Source organism: Sulfitobacter sp. S223 (assembly GCF_025143825.1).
Classification (GTDB): Bacteria; Pseudomonadota; Alphaproteobacteria; order Rhodobacterales; family Rhodobacteraceae; genus Sulfitobacter.
The window spans coordinates 1,143,383-1,161,712 of record NZ_CP083560.1; the positions used below are offsets into that span (position 1 = coordinate 1,143,383).

Genomic DNA, 18,330 nt, shown 5'->3' on the forward strand with positions numbered 1-18,330 from the left:
TTCGTGCCACGGTACTCTGCGTCGATAAAGGCACAAGCGACACGCTGCGTCACGGCCTATTGGCTTTCTGCCTGTCACGTCCTAAGAGGGCGCTGATCCACTCAGAAAAGGCCGCGATGACATGGTAGGCAGTGCAAATCTCAACATTATGATCAAGGCCGCGCGTAAAGCTGGCCGCGCTCTGGTGAAGGACTTCCGCGAAGTCGAGAACCTTCAGGTTTCGATGAAAGGTGCCGGCGACTTTGTGAGCCGTGCCGACATCAACGCCGAGAAGCTGCTGAAAGATGAATTGCGCGCTGCACGCCCGACATACGGCTGGATAGCCGAAGAAGGTGGCGCAGAAGAGGGCGAAGATCCCACACGTCGCTGGATTGTTGATCCGCTGGATGGCACCACGAACTTTTTGCACGGCCTGCCGCATTGGGCTGTTTCCATTGCGCTGGAGCATAAAGGGCAGATTGTCGCCGGTGTGGTTTTTGATGCAGCCAAGGACGAGATGTTCTTTGCTGAAAAAGGCGCAGGCGCATGGCTGAACGAAAGCCGCCTGCGGGTGTCTGGCCGGAACAAAATGATCGAATCGATCTTTGCGACCGGTATCCCTTTCGGTGGCCGTTCCGATCTGCCAGCCACATTGCAGGATCTGGCGCGTCTGGCTCCGGCCTGTGCGGGTATCCGGCGCTGGGGTTCTGCCGCGCTTGACCTCGCCTATGTGGCCGCAGGGCGCTACGATGGTTTTTGGGAACGTCGCCTGAACGTTTGGGATCTTGCTGCTGGTGTGATCATTGTGCGTGAGGCGGGTGGTCTGGTTGAACCGGTCAATCCGCAAGGCAATATTCTGGCAGACGGTGAGATCATCGCATCTAACGAGGCGATCTTTACCGGATTCTCCAAGGTCGTCCGCGGCTAGGTATCTGACCTGTCAGAGGGGTGGTTGACGCCGTCCGTCCAGCGAACCGGCTCATGCTCCCACGTTTTGACGTCTTCTATACAGCCAAGGTTGATCCCGCATTGCGCGGGGTTTGCGCGGCGCTGGTGGTAGAGGTAGATACCACAGGTCTTACAGAAATAATGTTTCGCGGTATGGGTGCCCCAGCTGTAAAGCTGTAGATGATCTGCGCCTTTGGTGACCACAACGCTGCTGGTGGTCGCGGTGACCGCTGCTGCCTGCCGCCTTTTGCAAAATGAACAGGTGCAGCGTGCTGCATCCGACAATCCATAAGGCAGGCTGGCACGCAGGGCAGTCGCCCCACAATGACAGCTTGCTGTGATCTCAAGGCTCATTTGCGTTTCACCTTCGGGATTGAACTAGGCACCGGGTACTGCGCCTCCGGGTGCGGTGGCTGTCCATGGGTCGCGCGCCAGAAGGCGGGACCGCCGCGGCGCAGCCAAAGTGGCAGGGTAAATATCACACCGGCAACGAAACCGCCTGCATGCGCCCAGTAGGCCACGCCGCCTGTGCCGGGTGTTGCCCCCATGCCGCCAACGAATTGCATGGCAAACCATACCATCAGCATGATCCATGACGGGATAGAGATGATGCGGAAGATAATGATAAATATTAGCAGGATGTCGACTTTTGCCTTGGGGAACAGGAGCAGATAACTGCCCATAACACCCGCAATGGCGCCCGAGGCGCCCACAGTTGGCACAAGAGAGGTGGGATCGGCGACGACATGGGCCAATCCGGACAGGGCGCCGGTCCCCAGATAAAAACCGAGAAACGGCAGGTGGCCCATCTCGTCTTCAACGTTATCGCCGAATATCCACAAAAACAGCATATTACCGACGATGTGCATCCAGCCGCCGTGCAAAAACTGTGAGGTAAGAAGCGCGCTATAGCCATCGGCCTCTGTCACGCGACGCGGCAAGAGAGCCCAGTCATAATAGAACTGGGACATTGCGTATTCGTCGCCCGCAATAGGCAACATGCTCAGGAAAATCCCGATGTTCGCGGCCATGAGCGCGTAAGTCACGTAAGGAACGCGGCCAGAGGGGTTATGATCACGGATCGGGAACATCAAAGGCTACGTTCTGCCATTCCGGATGGAGCGTCAAGGGCCGCTTGATCTACAGGACAGGGATCAATTTATGGTGGATGTCCGGGGCGGATTGTGAGGCCGCGCGCGGGGTAAAACCGCGCGCGGCAATAACTCAGGCGGCAGCGCCGAGAAGGGCCGCGTTGCCGCCCGAAGCTGTGGTGTCGACGCAGACGTGACGTTCTTGACGGACGCGCGCCGTATCGGGCAAACCGCGCAGCAACGGAATGATCGGGCCGGTCCGTTGTGCCAGCGCTTGTTCATAGCTGCGTGCGGTATCGACATCACCCCACCAAAGCACGCCGCCGTAGTCGGGGCCAGTGGTCAAAGCCTCTGGTGTGATTGCGCCAGCAACAGTAACAGCTACGCCGCCCAGTGCCTCAACAGCGCGCTTTTGTGCATCGGCTGTGTCGGCTGTTGGTCCGAGGCACAGGATCGCGGGCCGAGGCAGCGTCGAAAGCCGGTTGCTTTCGCCGGTCGGACCGGGCAGCGACAGTGTATCGATGAAGCCTTCCTTTTGGTCGGGCAGGGCGGGCAGGCTTCCCTTCTTGTCCCAAGCAGGGGAAACTTCAGCCAGATCAGGGGCCGAGAAACGCGGTAGGTAGTTTGGTCCGCCCGCCTTCGGGCCAGTTCCGGATAAGCCTTCTCCGCCAAAGGGTTGGGAGCCGACGATCGCGCCGATCTGGTTGCGGTTGATGTAGATGTTGCCTGCTTCGATCCGCTCGGAAACATGCTGTACCCTGTCATCGATTCGGGTATGCAGGCCAAATGTCAGACCATAGCCCGTGGCGTTGATTGCATCGATCACCTTGTCGAGTTTCTTGGACTTAAAGGTCGCAACGTGAAGCACGGGGCCGAAAATCTCACGCTCCAGATCGGCGATGCCGGTGACGCGCAGAATGGTGGGCGCGATGTAGGTGCCATTGCTGGGGGTGGGCAGTTCCGCAATGAGGTTACCTGCAGCACGGGCCGCGTCGATATGAGCAGCGATATTCTTGCGCGCCAACTCGTCAATGACGGGGCCGACATCTGTGCTCAGCTGCCACGGATCTCCCATCTTCAGAGACTGCATCGCCCCTGTGAGCATCTTCAGGAAAGGCTCTGCAATGTCTTCCTGAACATAGAGGCAGCGCAAAGCGGAGCAGCGCTGGCCCGCAGATTGGAAAGCGCTTTCGATGATGGCCTGCACAGCTTGTTCCGGCAGAGCTGTGCTGTCGACGATCATGGCGTTGAGACCACCGGTCTCTGCGATCAGCGGTGTACCGGGGGCACAGTGATCTGCCATGGCACTACGGATGCGCTGTGCGGTTGCGGTTGAGCCGGTAAAGGCAACGCCGCCGATGCGCGCGTCCGACGTTACTGCTGCACCAACATCACCGCCACCCGGCAGCAATTGGAGCGCGGTCACAGGCACACCAGCTTCATGCAAAACCTGAATTGCCAGATAGGCGATCAGCGGCGTTTGTTCTGCCGGTTTGGCCAGCACGGCATTGCCTGCGGCAAGGGCGGCACTTATCTGGCCAAGGAAAATAGCAAAGGGAAAGTTCCACGGTGAGATACAGGTGAACACGCCTACTGGTGGCGTATTGGTCGCCTGAGCCGCATAATAGCGCAAGAAATCCACACCTTCACGCAGCTCTGCTACGCAGTCCGGTAGGCTTTTTCCCGCTTCGCGCGTCAGCAGGGCAAAGATCTCTCCGTAGCGTTCTTCATAGATATCAGCAGCGCGCAACAATGCGGCACGACGTTCATCCAAAGACACGTCCCACTGCGCGGCTGCATCAAGCGCTTTAGCCACATCGGCTGGTGTCGCGTTGCGCACCGTGCCAGGGCTGGTAAGGCCCGCAGGGTTTTGCACCGCCTCTTCCGACTTGCCTTTGGCACCGCCAGCCACCAGCGGAGCGGCGGTCCATGTGTGGTCCGCGAAAGGCGCGCGGGCATCCTCGATCGCCGTCAGGGTGGGGGTATGATTGAGGTCAAAGCCCCGCGCATTGGCCCGCATGGGTCGGAAAATTTCCGGCCCTTTGGGGATGTAGGGAATGCTGTCTTCCAGCTTGGCAAAGGGGTCAGCGGCGACTTCTTCGGGGGCCACGTCTTCGTCCACGATCTGGTTGACGAAGCTAGAGTTGGCACCGTTTTCCAGCAAGCGGCGCACCAGATAGGCCAGCAGGTCTTTGTGGGCGCCGACAGGGGCGTAGATACGGCAGCGGCTGCCGTGGTTCTTGAGAACAATGTTGTGCAGCGTTTCGCCCATGCCATGAAGGCGCTGGAATTCATATGTTTCTTTGTCCTGACCCATGTGCAGCACGGCAGCGACCGTGTGGGCGTTGTGGGTGGCAAACTGGGGGTAGATGCGATCAGTCATGCCCAGCAACTTACGGGCATTCGAGATATAGCTGACGTCGGTTGCCGCTTTGCGCGTAAATACGGGGAAGCCGTCCACGCCTTCGACCTGGGCGCGTTTGATTTCTGTGTCCCAATAGGCCCCTTTGACCAGCCGCACCATAATGCGGCGGTCGTGGGTCTGTGCCATCTCGTAAAGCGCATCAATCACATCGGCGGCGCGGGGACCGTAGGCTTGCACCACGATACCGAAGCCGTCCCAACCCGACAGCGCAGGTTCGGCCATAACAGCGTTGATCACATCAAGCGACAGGCCAAGGCGGTCGGCCTCTTCTGCGTCCACGTTCAGGCCCATGCCCGCAGATTTTGCCAGCAGGCACAGGGCGCGCAGGCGCGGCACCAGATCGGTCATAACGGCCGCTTCCTGTGCAACTTCGTAGCGCGGATGCAGGGCAGATAGTTTAACCGAGATACCGGGGTTTTTGCGTATGTCATCATGGGTGCAACCGCGGGCGATGGAAGAGATCGCATCTGAATAGCTCAGGTGGTAGCGGCGTGCATCTGCTTCGGTGCGCGCGGCCTCACCCAACATGTCATAGGAATAGGTAAAGCCTTTCGCCTCCATTCTGGCCGCGCGCTTCATGGCGCCCTTGATGTCTTCACCCAGCACAAACTGGCGTCCCATTTCTTTCATGGCCCGGGCTACGGCAGTACGAATCACAGGCTCGCCCAGACGCTTGATGGCGGCCCGCAGGTGGCGCACGGGACCTGGTTGTTCGTCATCCAGCACACGGCCCGTCAACATCAGCGCCCACGTCGAAGCATTCACCATTGTAGAGGTGGAGTGCCCCATGTGGCGGCCCCAGTCGGACGGCGCGATTTTATCCTCGATCAGCGCGTCCATTGTATCAGCATCCGGCACGCGCAAAAGGGCCTCGGCCAGACACATCAGGGCGACGCCTTCGTCCGTGGAGAGACCGTATTCGGCCAGAAAGACCTCCATCATGCCGGGCGCGGTGGTGCCGCGAATGTCGCGGACAAGACCAGCCGCCGTGGCGCTGATCGCGGTGCGGTCAGCATCGCTCAACGCGGCGGTTTGAATCAGGGTCGCCAGAACGCTATCGGCGTCACGATACGTGCCTGTATCAATACGTGCGCGCAGAGAAGGGTAGGTATCACGTGCCATTTGGTCGCTCCATGCATGATTTTAGGTAGTATATCAGATGATTTGCAGGCATATTAACTGAAGTTGGCTCAATATCAGGGCGAATTGCTTTATTTGAGGCTGGAAATATGGTGCAAAACACTTCGGAACTTGATCAGTTTGATCAGGCGATTCTCAGTACTCTGGCAGAGGATGGGCGGATAAGCATTACCGACCTCGCAAAGAGGATCGGGTTGTCCAAGTCTCCTACGCAGGCACGGTTGCGCCGTTTAGAGGAAAACCGGGTCATTCTGGGGTACCGAGCGATGCTGAATCCGATCCGTTTGGGGCTGGATCACGTTGCCTTTGTCGAGGTGCGCCTGACTGATACGCGCGAAAAGGCGTTGGCTGCGTTTAATTGCGCCGTGGCGAAGGTGCCGCAGATCGAACAGGCGCATATGATCGCCGGTAATTTCGATTATCTGCTCAAGGTACGGACCCGCGACATGGCCAGTTATCGTGCTTTTTTGGGGGATACGATTTCCGCTTTGCCGCATGTTGCCTCCACTTCAACCTATGTTGCCATGGAAGCCGTAAAAGAAGTGATGTTGTCGGAGGGCGCCTAATGCGTACCCGCGACTGACCGCTGCTTTGATGAACGGCGAAGCGCGTTTGTGCGAAAGGCATTTGACATATTTACACAGCGCTTAGGCGTTGTATGGTGCGCGCACTGCGGGCGTGATGGAATGGTAGACATACCAGACTTAAAATCTGTTGGGGCGTAGCCCCGTGTGGGTTCGAGTCCCACCGCCCGCACCAAAATTCCTTTAGTTGCCCTTAAAGTCCGGCGGTCTCTTTTCAACAAAAGATGCGATGCCTTCCGCAGAGTCGTCGCTTCCGTACATAAGGGTAAAATCGTCATAATCGCTGTGACTTGCCACACCAGCGAGGGCATTTGCGTAAGCGTTGATGTCCCGTTTGCACATACGTAAGGCAACGGGGGGCATTTGGCCCGCGGTTTCAGCCCAGTTTGTGGCAGCGGCGAGCGTGCTGCCAGATGGCGCAATGCGGTCCGCTAGCCCCCACAAAACGGCGTCAGTGGCGGTCAGCTTTTCTGCCAAGATTATCAGGCGCTTTGACTTGGCAGGGCCGACCAGATTCGTGATCCGTGGCACTGACCCCCAAGACATGTTCAAACCACGCGCTATTTCTGGAACGTAGAATGTCGTGGTTTCAGAGGCTATGCGCAGATCGCAAGCCGCTGCCAGCGCCACACCTCCGCCCACGCACCATCCTTCTATAGCGCAGATGGTGAGCGGCGCGATGTCCTCCCACGCTTTGCACAACCGTGACCCCAGCGAAAAGGCAACACGGCGTTGCGACAAGGGCATGTCTTTGAGTGCAAGGCTCGCAGGGTCGGTCAGATCAAAGCCAAGACAGAAATTGTCGTCCCGCCCGCGCAGGATGACACAGGCGGTCTCGTGATCATTCTCGAAACTGCGGGCTGCTTGGGTAAGCTCCTGCATTAGGTCAAGCGAGAGGGCGTTCGCCTTGTTTCCCCGATCAAAGGTCACTGTGGCAATGCGGCCCGCACGCGTGATCTGAACCAGTGCCATATCAGTCGCGCTTACCCGCAAAGCGTTCGGCCCACTCTTCGCGTTGCTCATCCGTTATCTTCGCGAACAGAACCTCCGGCACTTCAAAGACGTGACCGGGAGCAAGCTGCGACACGGCGGCAGGCACATCTTCGGGCCAACCGGCGTCGGCGATTTTCATGCCTGCCAACATTTTTTCCGCCGCGTCAGGGATGAAGGGCGCAGCCAGCGTCGCATATAGCGGGATCAGGTTGAGCGCGAGACGCACCTGCGCCGCCGCTTTGTCGGGATCGGTCTTGAACGTGGTCCAAGGTGCTTGGGCCTGTAGGTATTCGTTACCCGCAGCCCAGATCGCGCGCAGCTCTGCGGCGGATTTGCGAACTTCCATTTTGTCCATCTGCTCGGCATAGCGTCCGACGCGCTCTGTCAGATCGGCTATCAGGGCATTCTCGGCTTCGCCGTATTCGCCTGCCTCCGGAACCGCTTCGCCAAATTTCGCACGGCAGAATTTTGTGATCCGGCTGACGAAGTTACCCAGCACGTCTGCAAGGTCTTTGTTCACGGCCGTCTGGAAATTCTCCCACGTGAATTCCGCGTCTGAGGTTTCTGGCGCGTGGCTAAGCAGCCACCAGCGCCAATAGTCGGCTGGCAGGATTTCCAGCGCCTGATCCATAAATACACCGCGCCCGCGCGAGGTCGAGAACTGGCCGCCGTCATAGTTCAGGTAGTTGAACGACTTGATGTAATCGACCAGCTTCCATGGCTCGTTGCTGCCCATGATCGTGGCGGGGAAGCTGAGTGTATGGAAGGGGACGTTATCCTTACCCATAAACTGGGTATAGCGGACGTCATCGGCGCCTTTATCGGTGCGCCACCAGCGCTCCCAATCTGTGCCTTTGCCTGCGTCCACCCATTCCTGAGCACAAGCGATGTATTCGATGGGCGCATCGAACCAGACATAGAAAACCTTGCCCTCCATACCGGGCCAGTCTTCGTCACCGCGTTTAACGGGGACGCCCCATTTGAGGTCGCGTGTAATGCCGCGGTCTTGCAGACCATCGCCGTCATGTAGCCACTTCTTGGCGATAGATGTCGTCAGAACGGGCCAGTCATTCTTGCTTTCGATCCAGTCGTTCAGGCGGTATTTCATCTGTGACTGCTTCAAAAATAGGTGCTTGGTCGGGCGCATTTCAAGATCGGTGGCACCAGATACAGTGGAGCGTGGGTTGATCAGGTCTTCGGGATCAAGCTGTTTGGTACAGTTGTCACATTGGTCGCCACGCGCGTCTTCGAAGCCGCAATTGGGGCAGGTGCCTTCCACATAGCGGTCAGGAAGGAAGCGGCCGTCAGTCTCGGAATAGATCTGGCGCTGCTCGACTTCCTCTATCAGCCCTTGATCAGCCAGCGCACCAGCGAAGTGTTGGGTTAGATGTTTGTTCTGCTCTGAGGAGGAGCGACCGAAGTGGTCAAAGCTCAGCCTGAAGCCCTTGGCGATTTCGGCCTGCACCGCGTACATTTCGGCGCAATATTCCTCGACGGGTTTGCCCGCTTTGGCAGCAGCCAGCTCAGCCGGTGTGCCATGTTCATCGGTGGCGCAGAGAAACAGAACCTCGTTGCCGCGACTGCGTAGGTAGCGCGCATAAAGATCGGCTGGCAGCTGACTGCCGACCAAATTGCCGAGGTGCTTGATCCCGTTGATATAGGGAATTGCGGAGGTAATTAGATGACGTGTCATAATGCGGCCCTTACTGTGCTTGTGAGTGCTTTAGCAGGGCACGCGCGGTCCTGCCAGAGGCAGGCGGTCTGTCGTCACTCGCCGCTAGATTTTTCACGGGTGCGTCCGGTCAGCCGTCCAATGATAAAGCTGGTGCGCAGTGCGTTGATGTAAGCGGTCCGTTTGCGCGGTGTCCGTCCGGACCGCATGCGGATGACGCCAAAGATAATGAGCAGCCCGTGGCCCGCCGCCAGCATAATGAACAGCGCCTGAGGGCCGTAGAGGTCGATCAGGATGGATGCGCCGTAGGGGGCTGCAATCGCACCCATGGCGAACCAGAACATCAGCGCGGCCGAAAGTTCGACCCGTTCATGGGAGCTGGCGAAGTCATGGGCGTGGGCCGCAGCGACCGAATAGATTGGGAAAGTCGTCAGTCCGAACAAGGCAGAAGACAGCAGAATTCCGGTCACACCAAAGCTTGCGGTGTACATGGTCACAGCACAACTGCCGATGGCTGCGACTGATAGCCAGATCAACACTTTGCGCCGGTCGAACTTATCCGCGATCCAGCCTACAGGAAATTGCGCCAACGCACCGCCAATGACAAAAGCGGCCAGAAACCACGCGATTTGCCCCTTACTCAGTCCAACTTCCTGTCCATAGATAGGCCCGACCATGCGGAAGGACGCGCTCGACAGCGCTGCGGCAATCACACCTGCGACCGCCAGAGGGGAGCGCGTGTACGCCAGCCCCGGGCGCAAACGGGGGGATTTGGGGGTCTCGGGCTGTTCGGCCGTGGTCAGGGTGATGGGCAGCAGCGCGGCACAGCACAAGATCGCCAGAATGTTGTAAGAGATGTAGTCAGCGGGTGCCAAAATTCCCACGATGCCTTGGGCGCAAAGACTGCCTGTCATATCGACCATGCGGTAAGTGCCCATGGCACGGCCGCGTGTTTCGTTGGTGACTTTTGATTGAAGCCATGCTTCGACAACCGTATAACAGCCCGCCACACACAGGCCTGACGCCACACGCATCAACGCCCACGCATAGGGGTTGATGATCATCATGTGCGCAAGCAACCCGATGCTACCAGCTGCGGTGAAGGCCGCAAATGCGCGGCTGTGACCGACGGTCCCCAGCAGGCGCGGGGCAAACCAACATCCGATGAAAAAGCCGAAGAAATGCGCAGACCCGAGCATCCCGATCTCTTGGTTGCTGAAACCTAGCGCCGAACCTGACAGCACATCCAGCGGGCCAACCCCGCCCGAGGATAGCTGCAAAAGGACGACCGAAAGAAACAGCGCCGCAAAGGAAATCATCAACCGCATGGTTATTGTTTGCGCGTTTTAAGTGGGCGAAGGCTAGTGAAAACCGACAGGGGATGCGAATTCTTTTGCAATACCGGAAGCATGGCCGTGAATCCCGCTTGCGGCTGGCGGTGGCCTGCGTACCTTGCCCGCAATTCACACACGAGGAGTCGCACATGCATATGACAACACTGGGACGCACAGGCATCGAAGTGTCTAAATTCTGTCTGGGCTCAATGACATGGGGCACGCAGAACACCCTTGAGGAAGGCCATGCGCAGATTGAGCGTGCGCTTTCCGCGGGCATCAACTTTGTCGACACCGCTGAAATGTATCCTGTCAATCCGCTCAGCGCCGAGACCCAGGGCAGGACCGAAGAAGTCATTGGAGAGTGGTTCGCAGCCAGCGCGCGCCGCAAGGATGTTGTCTTGGCGACAAAGCACTCCGGCGAGGGGATTTCCTATGTGCGGGACGGCGCGATGATCACGGCAGAGTCGATACCGCAAGCGCTTGACGGCTCTTTGGCGCGGCTCAAGACAGACTATATCGATCTTTACCAATTCCACTGGCCTAATCGCGGCAGCTACATGTTCCGCAAGAACTGGCTGTATGACCCCACCAATCAGTCGCGGGCCGAAACGCTTCAGAACATGGAAGACTGCCTTGGCGCGCTTCAGCGCGAGGTCGATCGTGGCCGTATCCGTGCCTTCGGTATGAGCAACGAAAGCGCCTGGGGGCTGACCCAATGGGCCAACGCGGCCGAACGGACGGATGGGCCACGGATGGCGACAGTGCAGAATGAATACTCTCTCATGTGCCGTCTGGCCGATACCGATGTGGCAGAGACATGCCACAACGAAGATATCGGCATGCTATCGTTTTCGCCTTTGGCAACGGGTTTGTTGACGGGTAAATATCAGAACGGCGCAGTGCCCGACGGTTCACGTCTGTCCCTTAGCCCGGAATTGGGCGGTCGCAAGACGCCGCGCGCCTTCGAAGCTGTGCAGGCCTATCTGGATGTCGCGAATAAACATGGGATTGATCCGGTTCATATGGCGATGGCCTTTGTCCGGGACAGGCCGTTCATGGCAAGTGTGATTTTCGGCGCAACCTCTGTGGCGCAGCTGGATCACATTCTGGAAGGTGCGGAACTGGTGCTGAACGACGAGGTGATGAAGGATATTGATGCGGCTCACCGTGCGCATCCGATGCCATACTAAACTACAAACACGACAAAACCTGCCGCTTTTGGGGATGGAAAAGCACCATCCCCTCGCGCAGTATTGCGACAAAACAACAGGGAGAATGTCATGTCACTTGCCATGAACCGTGAGGTGTTCATCACCTGCGCCGTAACCGGATCGGGCGCCACGCAAGACCGCAGTCATCACGTGCCACGTAGCCCGGAACAGATCGCAGACAGCGCGATTGCAGCGGCCAAAGCCGGTGCCGCAGTCGTGCATTGCCACGTGCGTGACCCAGAGACAGGCGCGCCTAGCCGCGATGTAGCGCTTTACCGCGAGCTGACGGAACGGATTCGGGACAGTGAAACGGATGTTGTGCTGAACCTCACGGCCGGCATGGGTGGTGACATCGTCTTTGGCGATGTGGAGAATCCGATGGAGCTGAATGCCGCTGGCACCGATATGGCTGGCGCAACAGAGCGGATGGCCCATATCACCGAATGCCTGCCGGAAATTTGCACGCTGGATTGCGGCACCATGAACTTTGCCGAGGCAGATTATGTGATGACCAACACCCCGGGGATGTTGGTGGCCATGGGGCAGATGATGACCGATCTGGGCGTGAAGCCCGAAATTGAAGCTTTTGATACAGGCCACCTTTGGTATGCAAAAGAGCTGGTCAAGCAAGGCGTGTTGGACAGCCCGGCGCTGGTTCAGCTTTGCATGGGGGTGAAATGGGGCGCGCCGGATGACCTCAATACCTTCATGGCGATGGTCAACAACGTGCCGGATGACTGGACGTTTTCGGCATTTGGACTGGGGCGTAACCAGATGGCCTATGCTGCGGCAAGCGTGCTTGCAGGCGGCAATGTACGTGTGGGGCTTGAAGACAACCTATGGCTCGATAAGGGCGTGCTGGCCGAAAACCACGAATTGGTGGCGCGCGCGCGCGGGATCATCGAAGGCATGGGGGCCACGCTGATCGGGCCCGCGCAGGTGCGCGAACAGCTTGGCCTGCAAAAACGGATGCCGAAGTGATCCGAGGATTTATTATCTCCGCGCTGGTTGCGTTGGGCGGCTGTACTGCGGAGCTACCTGCGCCCGTGCCGATCGGCCCTGTGTACCGCGACCAAAGCGCACTCATCGGGGTCACGTCCCGCTTTGACGCGCAAAAGTTCGCGGGCGTGTGGTACATCCGTGCGGGGTTTGATCCCGATATCGGACGCATGGCATTCCGTATCATCGACGGCCCCAAGGGGACTGTGATGCGGCTGGGCGTATTCGTGTGTGATCCTGCGGGTGTTTGTGGCGACTTCTCAGAAGATTTACCGCTCACCCGCCAAGGCAAAGGTCAGTTTCGGGTAAAGATGCCGAACGGGCAAAATCGTGACTTCTGGGTTTTATGGGTCGACGAAGGCTTCCGTACAGCCGTTCTGGGTAATAAATCAGGCGACTTCGGCTGGATCGTGGATCGAAGCACCACGGGTGGAGCAGACCGGATCAAAGCGGCGCGCGAAATACTGGATTTCAACGGATATGATGTCCGCCAACTGAAAGTAGTGAAATGAGCAAGACAGCAGCAATTATTGGTGGCGGTGTAATCGGTGGCGGCTGGGCCGCCCGCTTTATGCTTAATGGCTGGGATGTGCAGGTCTTTGATCCTGATCCTCAGGCCGAACGCAAGATCAGCGAAGTTCTGGCGAACGCGCGGCGGTCTTTGCCCGGGTTGACGGATCTGGCGCTGCCCGATGAGGGCAAGCTGAGCTTTCACAAGACAATAGAAGAGGCCGTGACCGGCGCAGACTGGATTCAGGAAAGCGTGCCAGAGCGGTTGGAGATCAAGCACAAGACATTTGCACAGATTCAGGCCGCTTGCGCGCCTGATGCGGTGATTGGTTCTTCGACGTCCGGATTTAAACCATCCGAGTTGCAGCAAGGTGCTGCGCGGCCCGGTCAGATCATGGTCGCGCATCCGTTCAATCCTGTCTATTTGCTGCCGCTGGTAGAGCTTGTGACAACGAACGCAGAGCCTGCCTTGGTCGAGACGGCAAAATCTATGCTCAGTTCGTTGGGGATGTACCCGCTCCACCTCAAGAAAGAGATTGATGCCCATGTCGCGGACCGTTTCCTTGAGGCGGTGTGGCGTGAGGCGCTGTGGCTGGTCAAAGACGGTATCGCCACAACGGAAGAAATCGACAATGCCATCCGCTACGGCTTTGGCATTCGCTGGGCGCAGATGGGCCTGTTCGAGACGTACCGCGTGGCGGGCGGTGAGGCCGGCATGAAGCACTTCATGGCGCAATTCGGACCCGCGTTGAAATGGCCGTGGACCAAGCTGATGGATGTCCCTGATTTCAATGACGAACTGGTGGACCTGATCGCAGGCCAGTCGGATGAGCAATCCGGCATGCATTCGATCCGTGAACTCGAACGCATCCGTGATAACAATCTTGTCACGATGATGCGCGGGCTGAAGGCGCAAGACTGGGGCGCAGGTGCGCTGTTGAACGCGCAAGAACGTGACATGCGCGCAGGAACGGTACATGGCGCTGTGGCGGCGGACTTGCCCTCCGACCAACTGGTAGAGACAGCGCACCGGACTGTGCCGCTCGATTGGACGGACTATAACTGCCACATGACAGAGTCGCGTTATTTGCAGGCTTTTGCTGATGCGACGGATCGCTTCATGGCGATTATCGGATGTGATGCAGACTATATTTCATCCGGCGGGAGCTATTTCACCGCTGAGACCCATATCCGCCATATAGACGAAGTTCATGCAGGTGCCCGTATCACCATACGTACCCGTGTGGTGATGGGCGAGGGTAAGAAAATGCATCTGTGGCACGAGATGTATGAAGCTGACCGTCTTCTGGCCACAGGTGAGCATTTCCTGCTTCACGTGAGTCTGGATACGCGCAAGCCCACGCCGCCCGCGCCTCATATTGAGGCGGCGCTGGTGCGTTTCGCCCAGGGTCATGCGGAATTGCCACTGCCAGAAGGTTTGGGAAGGGCCATCGGCGCACCAAGATGAAGCGTGTGCTGATCACCGCCGGAGCATCAGGCATTGGTCGCGCCATGGGCGAGGCCTTCGCGGCGGTGGGAATGGAGGTCTGGGTCACAGACGTGGATGGAAAAGCTTTGGCGACCCTGCCGAAAGGCTGGCAAACCCGCAAAGCGGATGCCGTGGACGAAAACGCGATGGCGCAAGTAATGGCCGAGATGGGCCAGATTGACGTGCTTTGTGCCAATGCCGGAATAGCCGGTCCCACGGCGCTGGTTGAGGACATCGCGCTGGAAGACTGGCGCACCTGCGTGAGCGTAAATCTTGAAGGTGCGTTTTTGGCGGCAAAGCACGCAGCGCCGCGTATGAAGGTCGCAGGGCAGGGCGCGATCATCCTCACTTCATCGACAGCCGGATTATATGGCTACCCTAACCGTGCGCCCTATGCTGCGGCGAAATGGGCGATTATCGGCTTGATGAAAACATTGGCGATGGAGCTGGGGCCTTTCGGCATTCGCGTCAACGCAATCTGTCCCGGATCGGTGGAGGGCGCGCGGATGGAAGGTGTTCTTGCGCGCGAAGCTGCGGCAAAAGGAATGACTCGCGATCAGGTCTATGACGGATATGCTTCCGGCACCTCGATGCGCCGCTTTGTCGAAGCGCAGGACATTGCGAATATGGCGGTGTTTTTGGGGTCGGATGCTGCGCGATTGGTGTCGGGTCAGGTCATCGCCGTAGATGGCCATACAGAAAATCCGGACCCGAAAGTCTAGCTGCAAGGCTGTGTCGTTTTCGGAACAGCATCGCTTTTGCTGCGGGCGTATGTTCTGCCAATCCTCAACAGCACAAGCGCACGCCCTTTATGAAGCAGAATCAGACCTACCCACCGCAGCGGCGCAATATATCGCAGTGGGACTGGCCGACGCTTTGGTTGTTTATAGGTGTTGTAGGGCTTTGGTGCAGTGCTTTGTTGCTGCCGACAAGCTGGGGCGTGTTGGCTGTGGTGATGCTTGTACTGGCGCTGACCTTGCACAGCTCTCTTAGTCATGAATTTCTGCATGGTCACCCCTTTGGTTCAGAGCGTGCTGAAACTCTGCTTGGCCTGTGGCAACCGGGGCTGTTTGTGCCGTATCTGCGGTTCAAGCGGACACATCTTGCCCATCACCGGGATGCCCGACTGACAGACCCATACGACGATCCAGAAAGTAATTACCTTGATCCGGATGTCTGGCGGCGCCTTTGGAAATGGCAACGGGTCTTGCTGCAGATCAACAACACACTTGCCGGTCGCATCACGATTGGTCCGGCAATTGGCTTGATCACCTTTATCCGCAAAGATATTGCCGCCGCGCGGTCAGGACAGCGCGAAATTGTGACGGACTGGTTGCTGCATATTCCGGGCACTGTGTTGACCCTATGGGCGGTCATGTTGTCCGATCTAAATATCTGGCTGTATTTCGCTGCTTGCTATGGTGCTTTGTCGGTCCTGAAAATCAGAACCTTCCTTGAGCATCAGGCGGACGCGCGTGTATCTGGCCGGACCGTGATCATCGAAGATCGTGGATTGCTGGGGTTTCTCTTTCTCAACAACAACCTGCATGTGGTTCATCACATGCACCCAAAGGCGGCTTGGTACCAGCTATGGCCACTTTACCGTGAACGCCGAGACCGCTTCCTGACCCGCAATCACGGTTATGTCTTCCCGTCCTATGCAAGCATATTTCGACAATATCTGTGGAAGAGCAAAGACCCTGTCGCACATCCGCTCTGGCACACTGACGCGGATTGATGCAGGAGAGCGGGATGAACATGCCTGACCTCTGGATCATTGTTACCCTGCTTGCCGCCGCTTTTCAGACGGTGCGCTTTATGCTGCAAAAAGTATTGGCCACTGCCACCCTGTCGCCAGCAGGGGCGACGTTTTCGCGCTTTATCTACTCCGCACCCTTCATAGCTGCGCTGTTGGCGCTTTACATGACCTTGACGCAGGCCAGCTTGCCTGCGCTTGGGGCGCGGTTCTGGGGCTTTGGCCTATTAGGGGGCACCACACAAATTCTTGCCACGGTCTGTGTCGTCGCACTGTTCAAGGCGCGTAATTTTGCCGTGGGGATCACGTTCAAGAAAACCGAAGTGATCCAGACTGTGTTGGTCGGTGTGCTGCTGTTGGGTGAATTGGTCAGCTGGGGCGGATTTGCTGCCATTGCACTGGGGCTGGTTGGCTTGCTGCTGTTGTCCGGCGGCAAGGAGGCGTCAGGATTTCGCCTGTCGGACCTTCGAAACCGGGCGGCGGGGCTTGGCATCGCTTCGGGTGTCCTGTTTGCGTTTTCAGCCGTCAGTTACCGCGGGGCGACCTTGTCGCTGGCGACCGATGATCCGCTGCTGCGCGCCGGTGTGACCCTGATGGCTGTCGTGCTTATGCAAACGCTCATCATGGCGGTGTGGCTCTATTTTCGCGAAAGCGGAGAGATGGCCCGCGTCTGGCGTGCGCGCCGCGTGGCATTGTGGATCGGGCTGACGTCGATGGGCGGCTCGCTATGCTGGTTCATCGCCTTCACGCTGCAGAACGCCGCCTATGTAAAAGCGCTGGGCCAGATTGAACTGATCCTCAGCGTGCTGGCCTCCACGCTGTTCTTTCGTGAAAAAATCACTGCAAGAGAAGCCTGCGGGATCGCTGTTTTGGTGGCCTCGATCCTGTTGCTGATCCTCGCGATCTAGTTCGGTCCGTCATAGGGCGTGGTGTGACCACGCATCCGGAGGAACAGGCTCTCTTCATCGCTGTTCTTGAAATAGGGAACTGATGCAGGTGGTTCCAGATCGCGTGCGCGGGCTTCGACCTCGGCCAGAACAACTTCGGTGATGAAGGGCATGTCAAAGCGGCGTGCCTCGGTCAAAGGCACCCATTGCAGGTGCGAAAGCTCATCACAGGCGTTGTCGAAATTGTCCGGATCGCTGGCAATCGCATCAACATCGACCAGAAAAAAGCGTGCATCAAAGCGGCGCGGCCTGCCCGGAGGCGTCAGCGCGCGAAAGACAAACTGCAGTGGCTCTGCGTGGGGCAGGTGGCCGCTGGCAGCGAAGGTTTCCCAGTCAGCGGGTATTTCCCCCGGCCATGTGCCTTTTGTTCCCAGGATCAGTCCGGTCTCTTCCCATAGTTCACGTACGGCGGCGACGGGGATGGCGCGTGCAAGGGCCGGATCGGTGTCTTCGGAAATCCGTGCCGCACATTGTGGGGGTAAGGCTGATCCAAGCGGAATGTGGGCATCGCCCGCGTCCACGGCGCCACCGGGAAAGACAAACTTGTTTGGCATGAAGGCAGCTTTTGATCCGCGCTGGCCCATCAAAATGGAGGGTGTCGTCATCCGGTCTCGGATCACAATGACCGTTGCCGCGTTGCGGATCGCCGTTTTATCGATGCTCATAGGTCCTCATGCTGTCGCGGGGCAGGTCAGGAACTGCGTGCAAAGCCGCCCATTTCCTTTGCCCATTGGAAGCCGATCAAGGCGCCCTTCAATCTTGGAAGAAGGTAGAGGGACAAACCGACCGTGCCAACTGCAAAGATCGTAAACAGGACAATAGGTTCGGGCCTGAACTGCACAAAGACGACATGCAGCATCGGCGCCATCAGATGCCCGACAATAAGAATTGTCAGATAGGCAGGGCCGTCATCCGCACGGTGATGTTGGAATTCCTGTTCGCAAACGGTGCAATGGTCATGCACTTTGAGATAGCCGTACAGCAGGGGCCCTGCACCGCAGTTCGGGCATTTTCTACGCCAGCCGCGCAACATGGCTGGCAGGCGTGGCCGCTCTTGCGTGGTGTCTTGCACGTTTGTGGCGACGTTGGTCTGTGCGGCTGAATTTGGCATGACTTAATCCTGCTAGGAGTTGTGACTTTTAAATGGGCCATGCGGGCATGGAATGAAAGGTGGCGATTTGTCTCAACTCCTGCACGAGAAACTTTTCTGCATTTTTTGCGACGGAACTTTGGCGGAGCGGCGTACTAA

At 58.0% G+C, this 18,330-nt stretch carries 17 protein-coding genes and 1 tRNA gene; 10 read left to right on the plus strand and 8 right to left on the minus strand.

Going from position 1 to position 18,330, the window contains the following annotated elements; translation table 11 throughout:
• The first annotated feature begins 121 nt into the window (after window positions 1-121).
• Window positions 122-907, plus strand: coding sequence for an inositol monophosphatase family protein (locus tag K3757_RS05555; protein WP_259999970.1), 786 nt, complete (start codon window positions 122-124; stop codon window positions 905-907).
• On the opposite strand, the gene K3757_RS05560 is transcribed toward K3757_RS05555, so the two are convergent.
• The 3 genes from K3757_RS05560 to putA all read right to left on the minus strand — a co-directional run bounded on the left by K3757_RS05560 (window position 904) and on the right by putA (window position 5,565).
• Window positions 904-1,281, minus strand: coding sequence for a GFA family protein (locus K3757_RS05560; RefSeq protein ID WP_259999971.1), 378 nt, complete (start codon window positions 1,279-1,281; stop codon window positions 904-906). The two genes, K3757_RS05555 and K3757_RS05560, sit on opposite strands and share 4 nt — an antisense overlap.
• The gene (locus K3757_RS05565; RefSeq protein WP_259999972.1) at window positions 1,278-2,018 is read right to left on the minus strand and encodes a rhomboid family intramembrane serine protease; all 741 of its coding nucleotides are present in this window, start codon (window positions 2,016-2,018) and stop codon (window positions 1,278-1,280) included. The genes K3757_RS05560 and K3757_RS05565 overlap by 4 nt, the downstream gene beginning before the upstream one ends.
• A 133-nt stretch (window positions 2,019-2,151) precedes the next feature.
• A complete protein-coding gene (gene putA, locus K3757_RS05570; protein WP_259999973.1) occupies window positions 2,152-5,565 on the minus strand; it encodes a bifunctional proline dehydrogenase/L-glutamate gamma-semialdehyde dehydrogenase PutA in 3,414 nt (1,137 codons plus the stop codon).
• A 107-nt stretch (window positions 5,566-5,672) separates the two neighbouring features.
• Between putA and K3757_RS05575 the strand changes: the two genes are divergently transcribed.
• Window positions 5,673-6,149, plus strand: a complete 477-nt coding sequence (locus K3757_RS05575) for an Lrp/AsnC family transcriptional regulator (RefSeq protein WP_259999974.1) — start codon at window positions 5,673-5,675, stop codon at window positions 6,147-6,149.
• A gap of 106 nt (window positions 6,150-6,255) precedes the next feature.
• Window positions 6,256-6,342: transfer RNA gene (locus tag K3757_RS05580), tRNA-Leu, on the plus strand.
• An 8-nt stretch (window positions 6,343-6,350) separates the two neighbouring features.
• Here the strand turns inward: K3757_RS05580 and K3757_RS05585 are convergent.
• The 3 genes from K3757_RS05585 to K3757_RS05595 form a co-directional block, all read right to left on the minus strand.
• On the minus strand, window positions 6,351-7,190 hold the full coding sequence (locus K3757_RS05585; RefSeq protein ID WP_259999975.1) for an enoyl-CoA hydratase/isomerase family protein: 840 nt from the start codon (window positions 7,188-7,190) through the stop codon (window positions 6,351-6,353).
• Window positions 7,141-8,853, minus strand: a complete 1,713-nt coding sequence (gene metG, locus K3757_RS05590) for a methionine--tRNA ligase (RefSeq protein WP_259999976.1) — start codon at window positions 8,851-8,853, stop codon at window positions 7,141-7,143. The genes K3757_RS05585 and metG overlap by 50 nt, the downstream gene beginning before the upstream one ends.
• Window positions 8,854-8,927: 74 nt before the next feature.
• Window positions 8,928-10,160, minus strand: a complete 1,233-nt coding sequence (locus K3757_RS05595) for an MFS transporter (protein WP_259999977.1) — start codon at window positions 10,158-10,160, stop codon at window positions 8,928-8,930.
• A gap of 155 nt (window positions 10,161-10,315) precedes the next feature.
• Here K3757_RS05595 and K3757_RS05600 point away from each other — a divergent pair, with 155 nt between their 5' ends.
• From K3757_RS05600 to K3757_RS05630, 7 genes are all read left to right on the plus strand, one after another.
• The gene (locus tag K3757_RS05600) at window positions 10,316-11,359 is read left to right on the plus strand and encodes an aldo/keto reductase (RefSeq protein WP_259999978.1); all 1,044 of its coding nucleotides are present in this window, start codon (window positions 10,316-10,318) and stop codon (window positions 11,357-11,359) included.
• A 90-nt stretch (window positions 11,360-11,449) separates the two neighbouring features.
• Complete coding sequence (locus tag K3757_RS05605) at window positions 11,450-12,361, plus strand: 3-keto-5-aminohexanoate cleavage protein (RefSeq protein ID WP_259999979.1); 912 nt, start codon at window positions 11,450-11,452, stop codon at window positions 12,359-12,361.
• Window positions 12,358-12,891 carry a lipocalin family protein gene (locus tag K3757_RS05610; protein ID WP_259999980.1) on the plus strand — a complete coding sequence of 178 codons (534 nt, stop codon included), beginning with the start codon at window positions 12,358-12,360 and terminating at the stop codon, window positions 12,889-12,891. Before K3757_RS05605 ends, K3757_RS05610 begins: the two co-directional genes overlap by 4 nt.
• Window positions 12,888-14,357 carry a carnitine 3-dehydrogenase gene (locus K3757_RS05615; protein ID WP_259999981.1) on the plus strand — a complete coding sequence of 490 codons (1,470 nt, stop codon included), beginning with the start codon at window positions 12,888-12,890 and terminating at the stop codon, window positions 14,355-14,357. The genes K3757_RS05610 and K3757_RS05615 overlap by 4 nt, the downstream gene beginning before the upstream one ends.
• Window positions 14,354-15,100 (plus strand): SDR family oxidoreductase, encoded by a 747-nt coding sequence (locus K3757_RS05620; protein WP_259999982.1) that lies wholly within the window; start codon window positions 14,354-14,356, stop codon window positions 15,098-15,100. Before K3757_RS05615 ends, K3757_RS05620 begins: the two co-directional genes overlap by 4 nt.
• Window positions 15,101-15,189: 89 nt before the next feature.
• The gene (locus K3757_RS05625; protein WP_259999984.1) at window positions 15,190-16,116 is read left to right on the plus strand and encodes a fatty acid desaturase; all 927 of its coding nucleotides are present in this window, start codon (window positions 15,190-15,192) and stop codon (window positions 16,114-16,116) included.
• Window positions 16,117-16,136: 20 nt separating this feature from the next.
• Window positions 16,137-17,042, plus strand: coding sequence for a DMT family transporter (locus tag K3757_RS05630; protein WP_260001192.1), 906 nt, complete (start codon window positions 16,137-16,139; stop codon window positions 17,040-17,042).
• Here the strand turns inward: K3757_RS05630 and K3757_RS05635 are convergent.
• Complete coding sequence (locus K3757_RS05635; protein ID WP_259999986.1) at window positions 17,039-17,746, minus strand: NUDIX hydrolase; 708 nt, start codon at window positions 17,744-17,746, stop codon at window positions 17,039-17,041. The genes K3757_RS05630 and K3757_RS05635 overlap by 4 nt on opposite strands.
• Before the next feature lie 26 nt (window positions 17,747-17,772).
• A complete protein-coding gene (locus tag K3757_RS05640) occupies window positions 17,773-18,114 on the minus strand; it encodes a DUF983 domain-containing protein (RefSeq protein WP_260001193.1) in 342 nt (113 codons plus the stop codon).
• Between the last annotated feature and the right edge of the window lie 216 nt (window positions 18,115-18,330).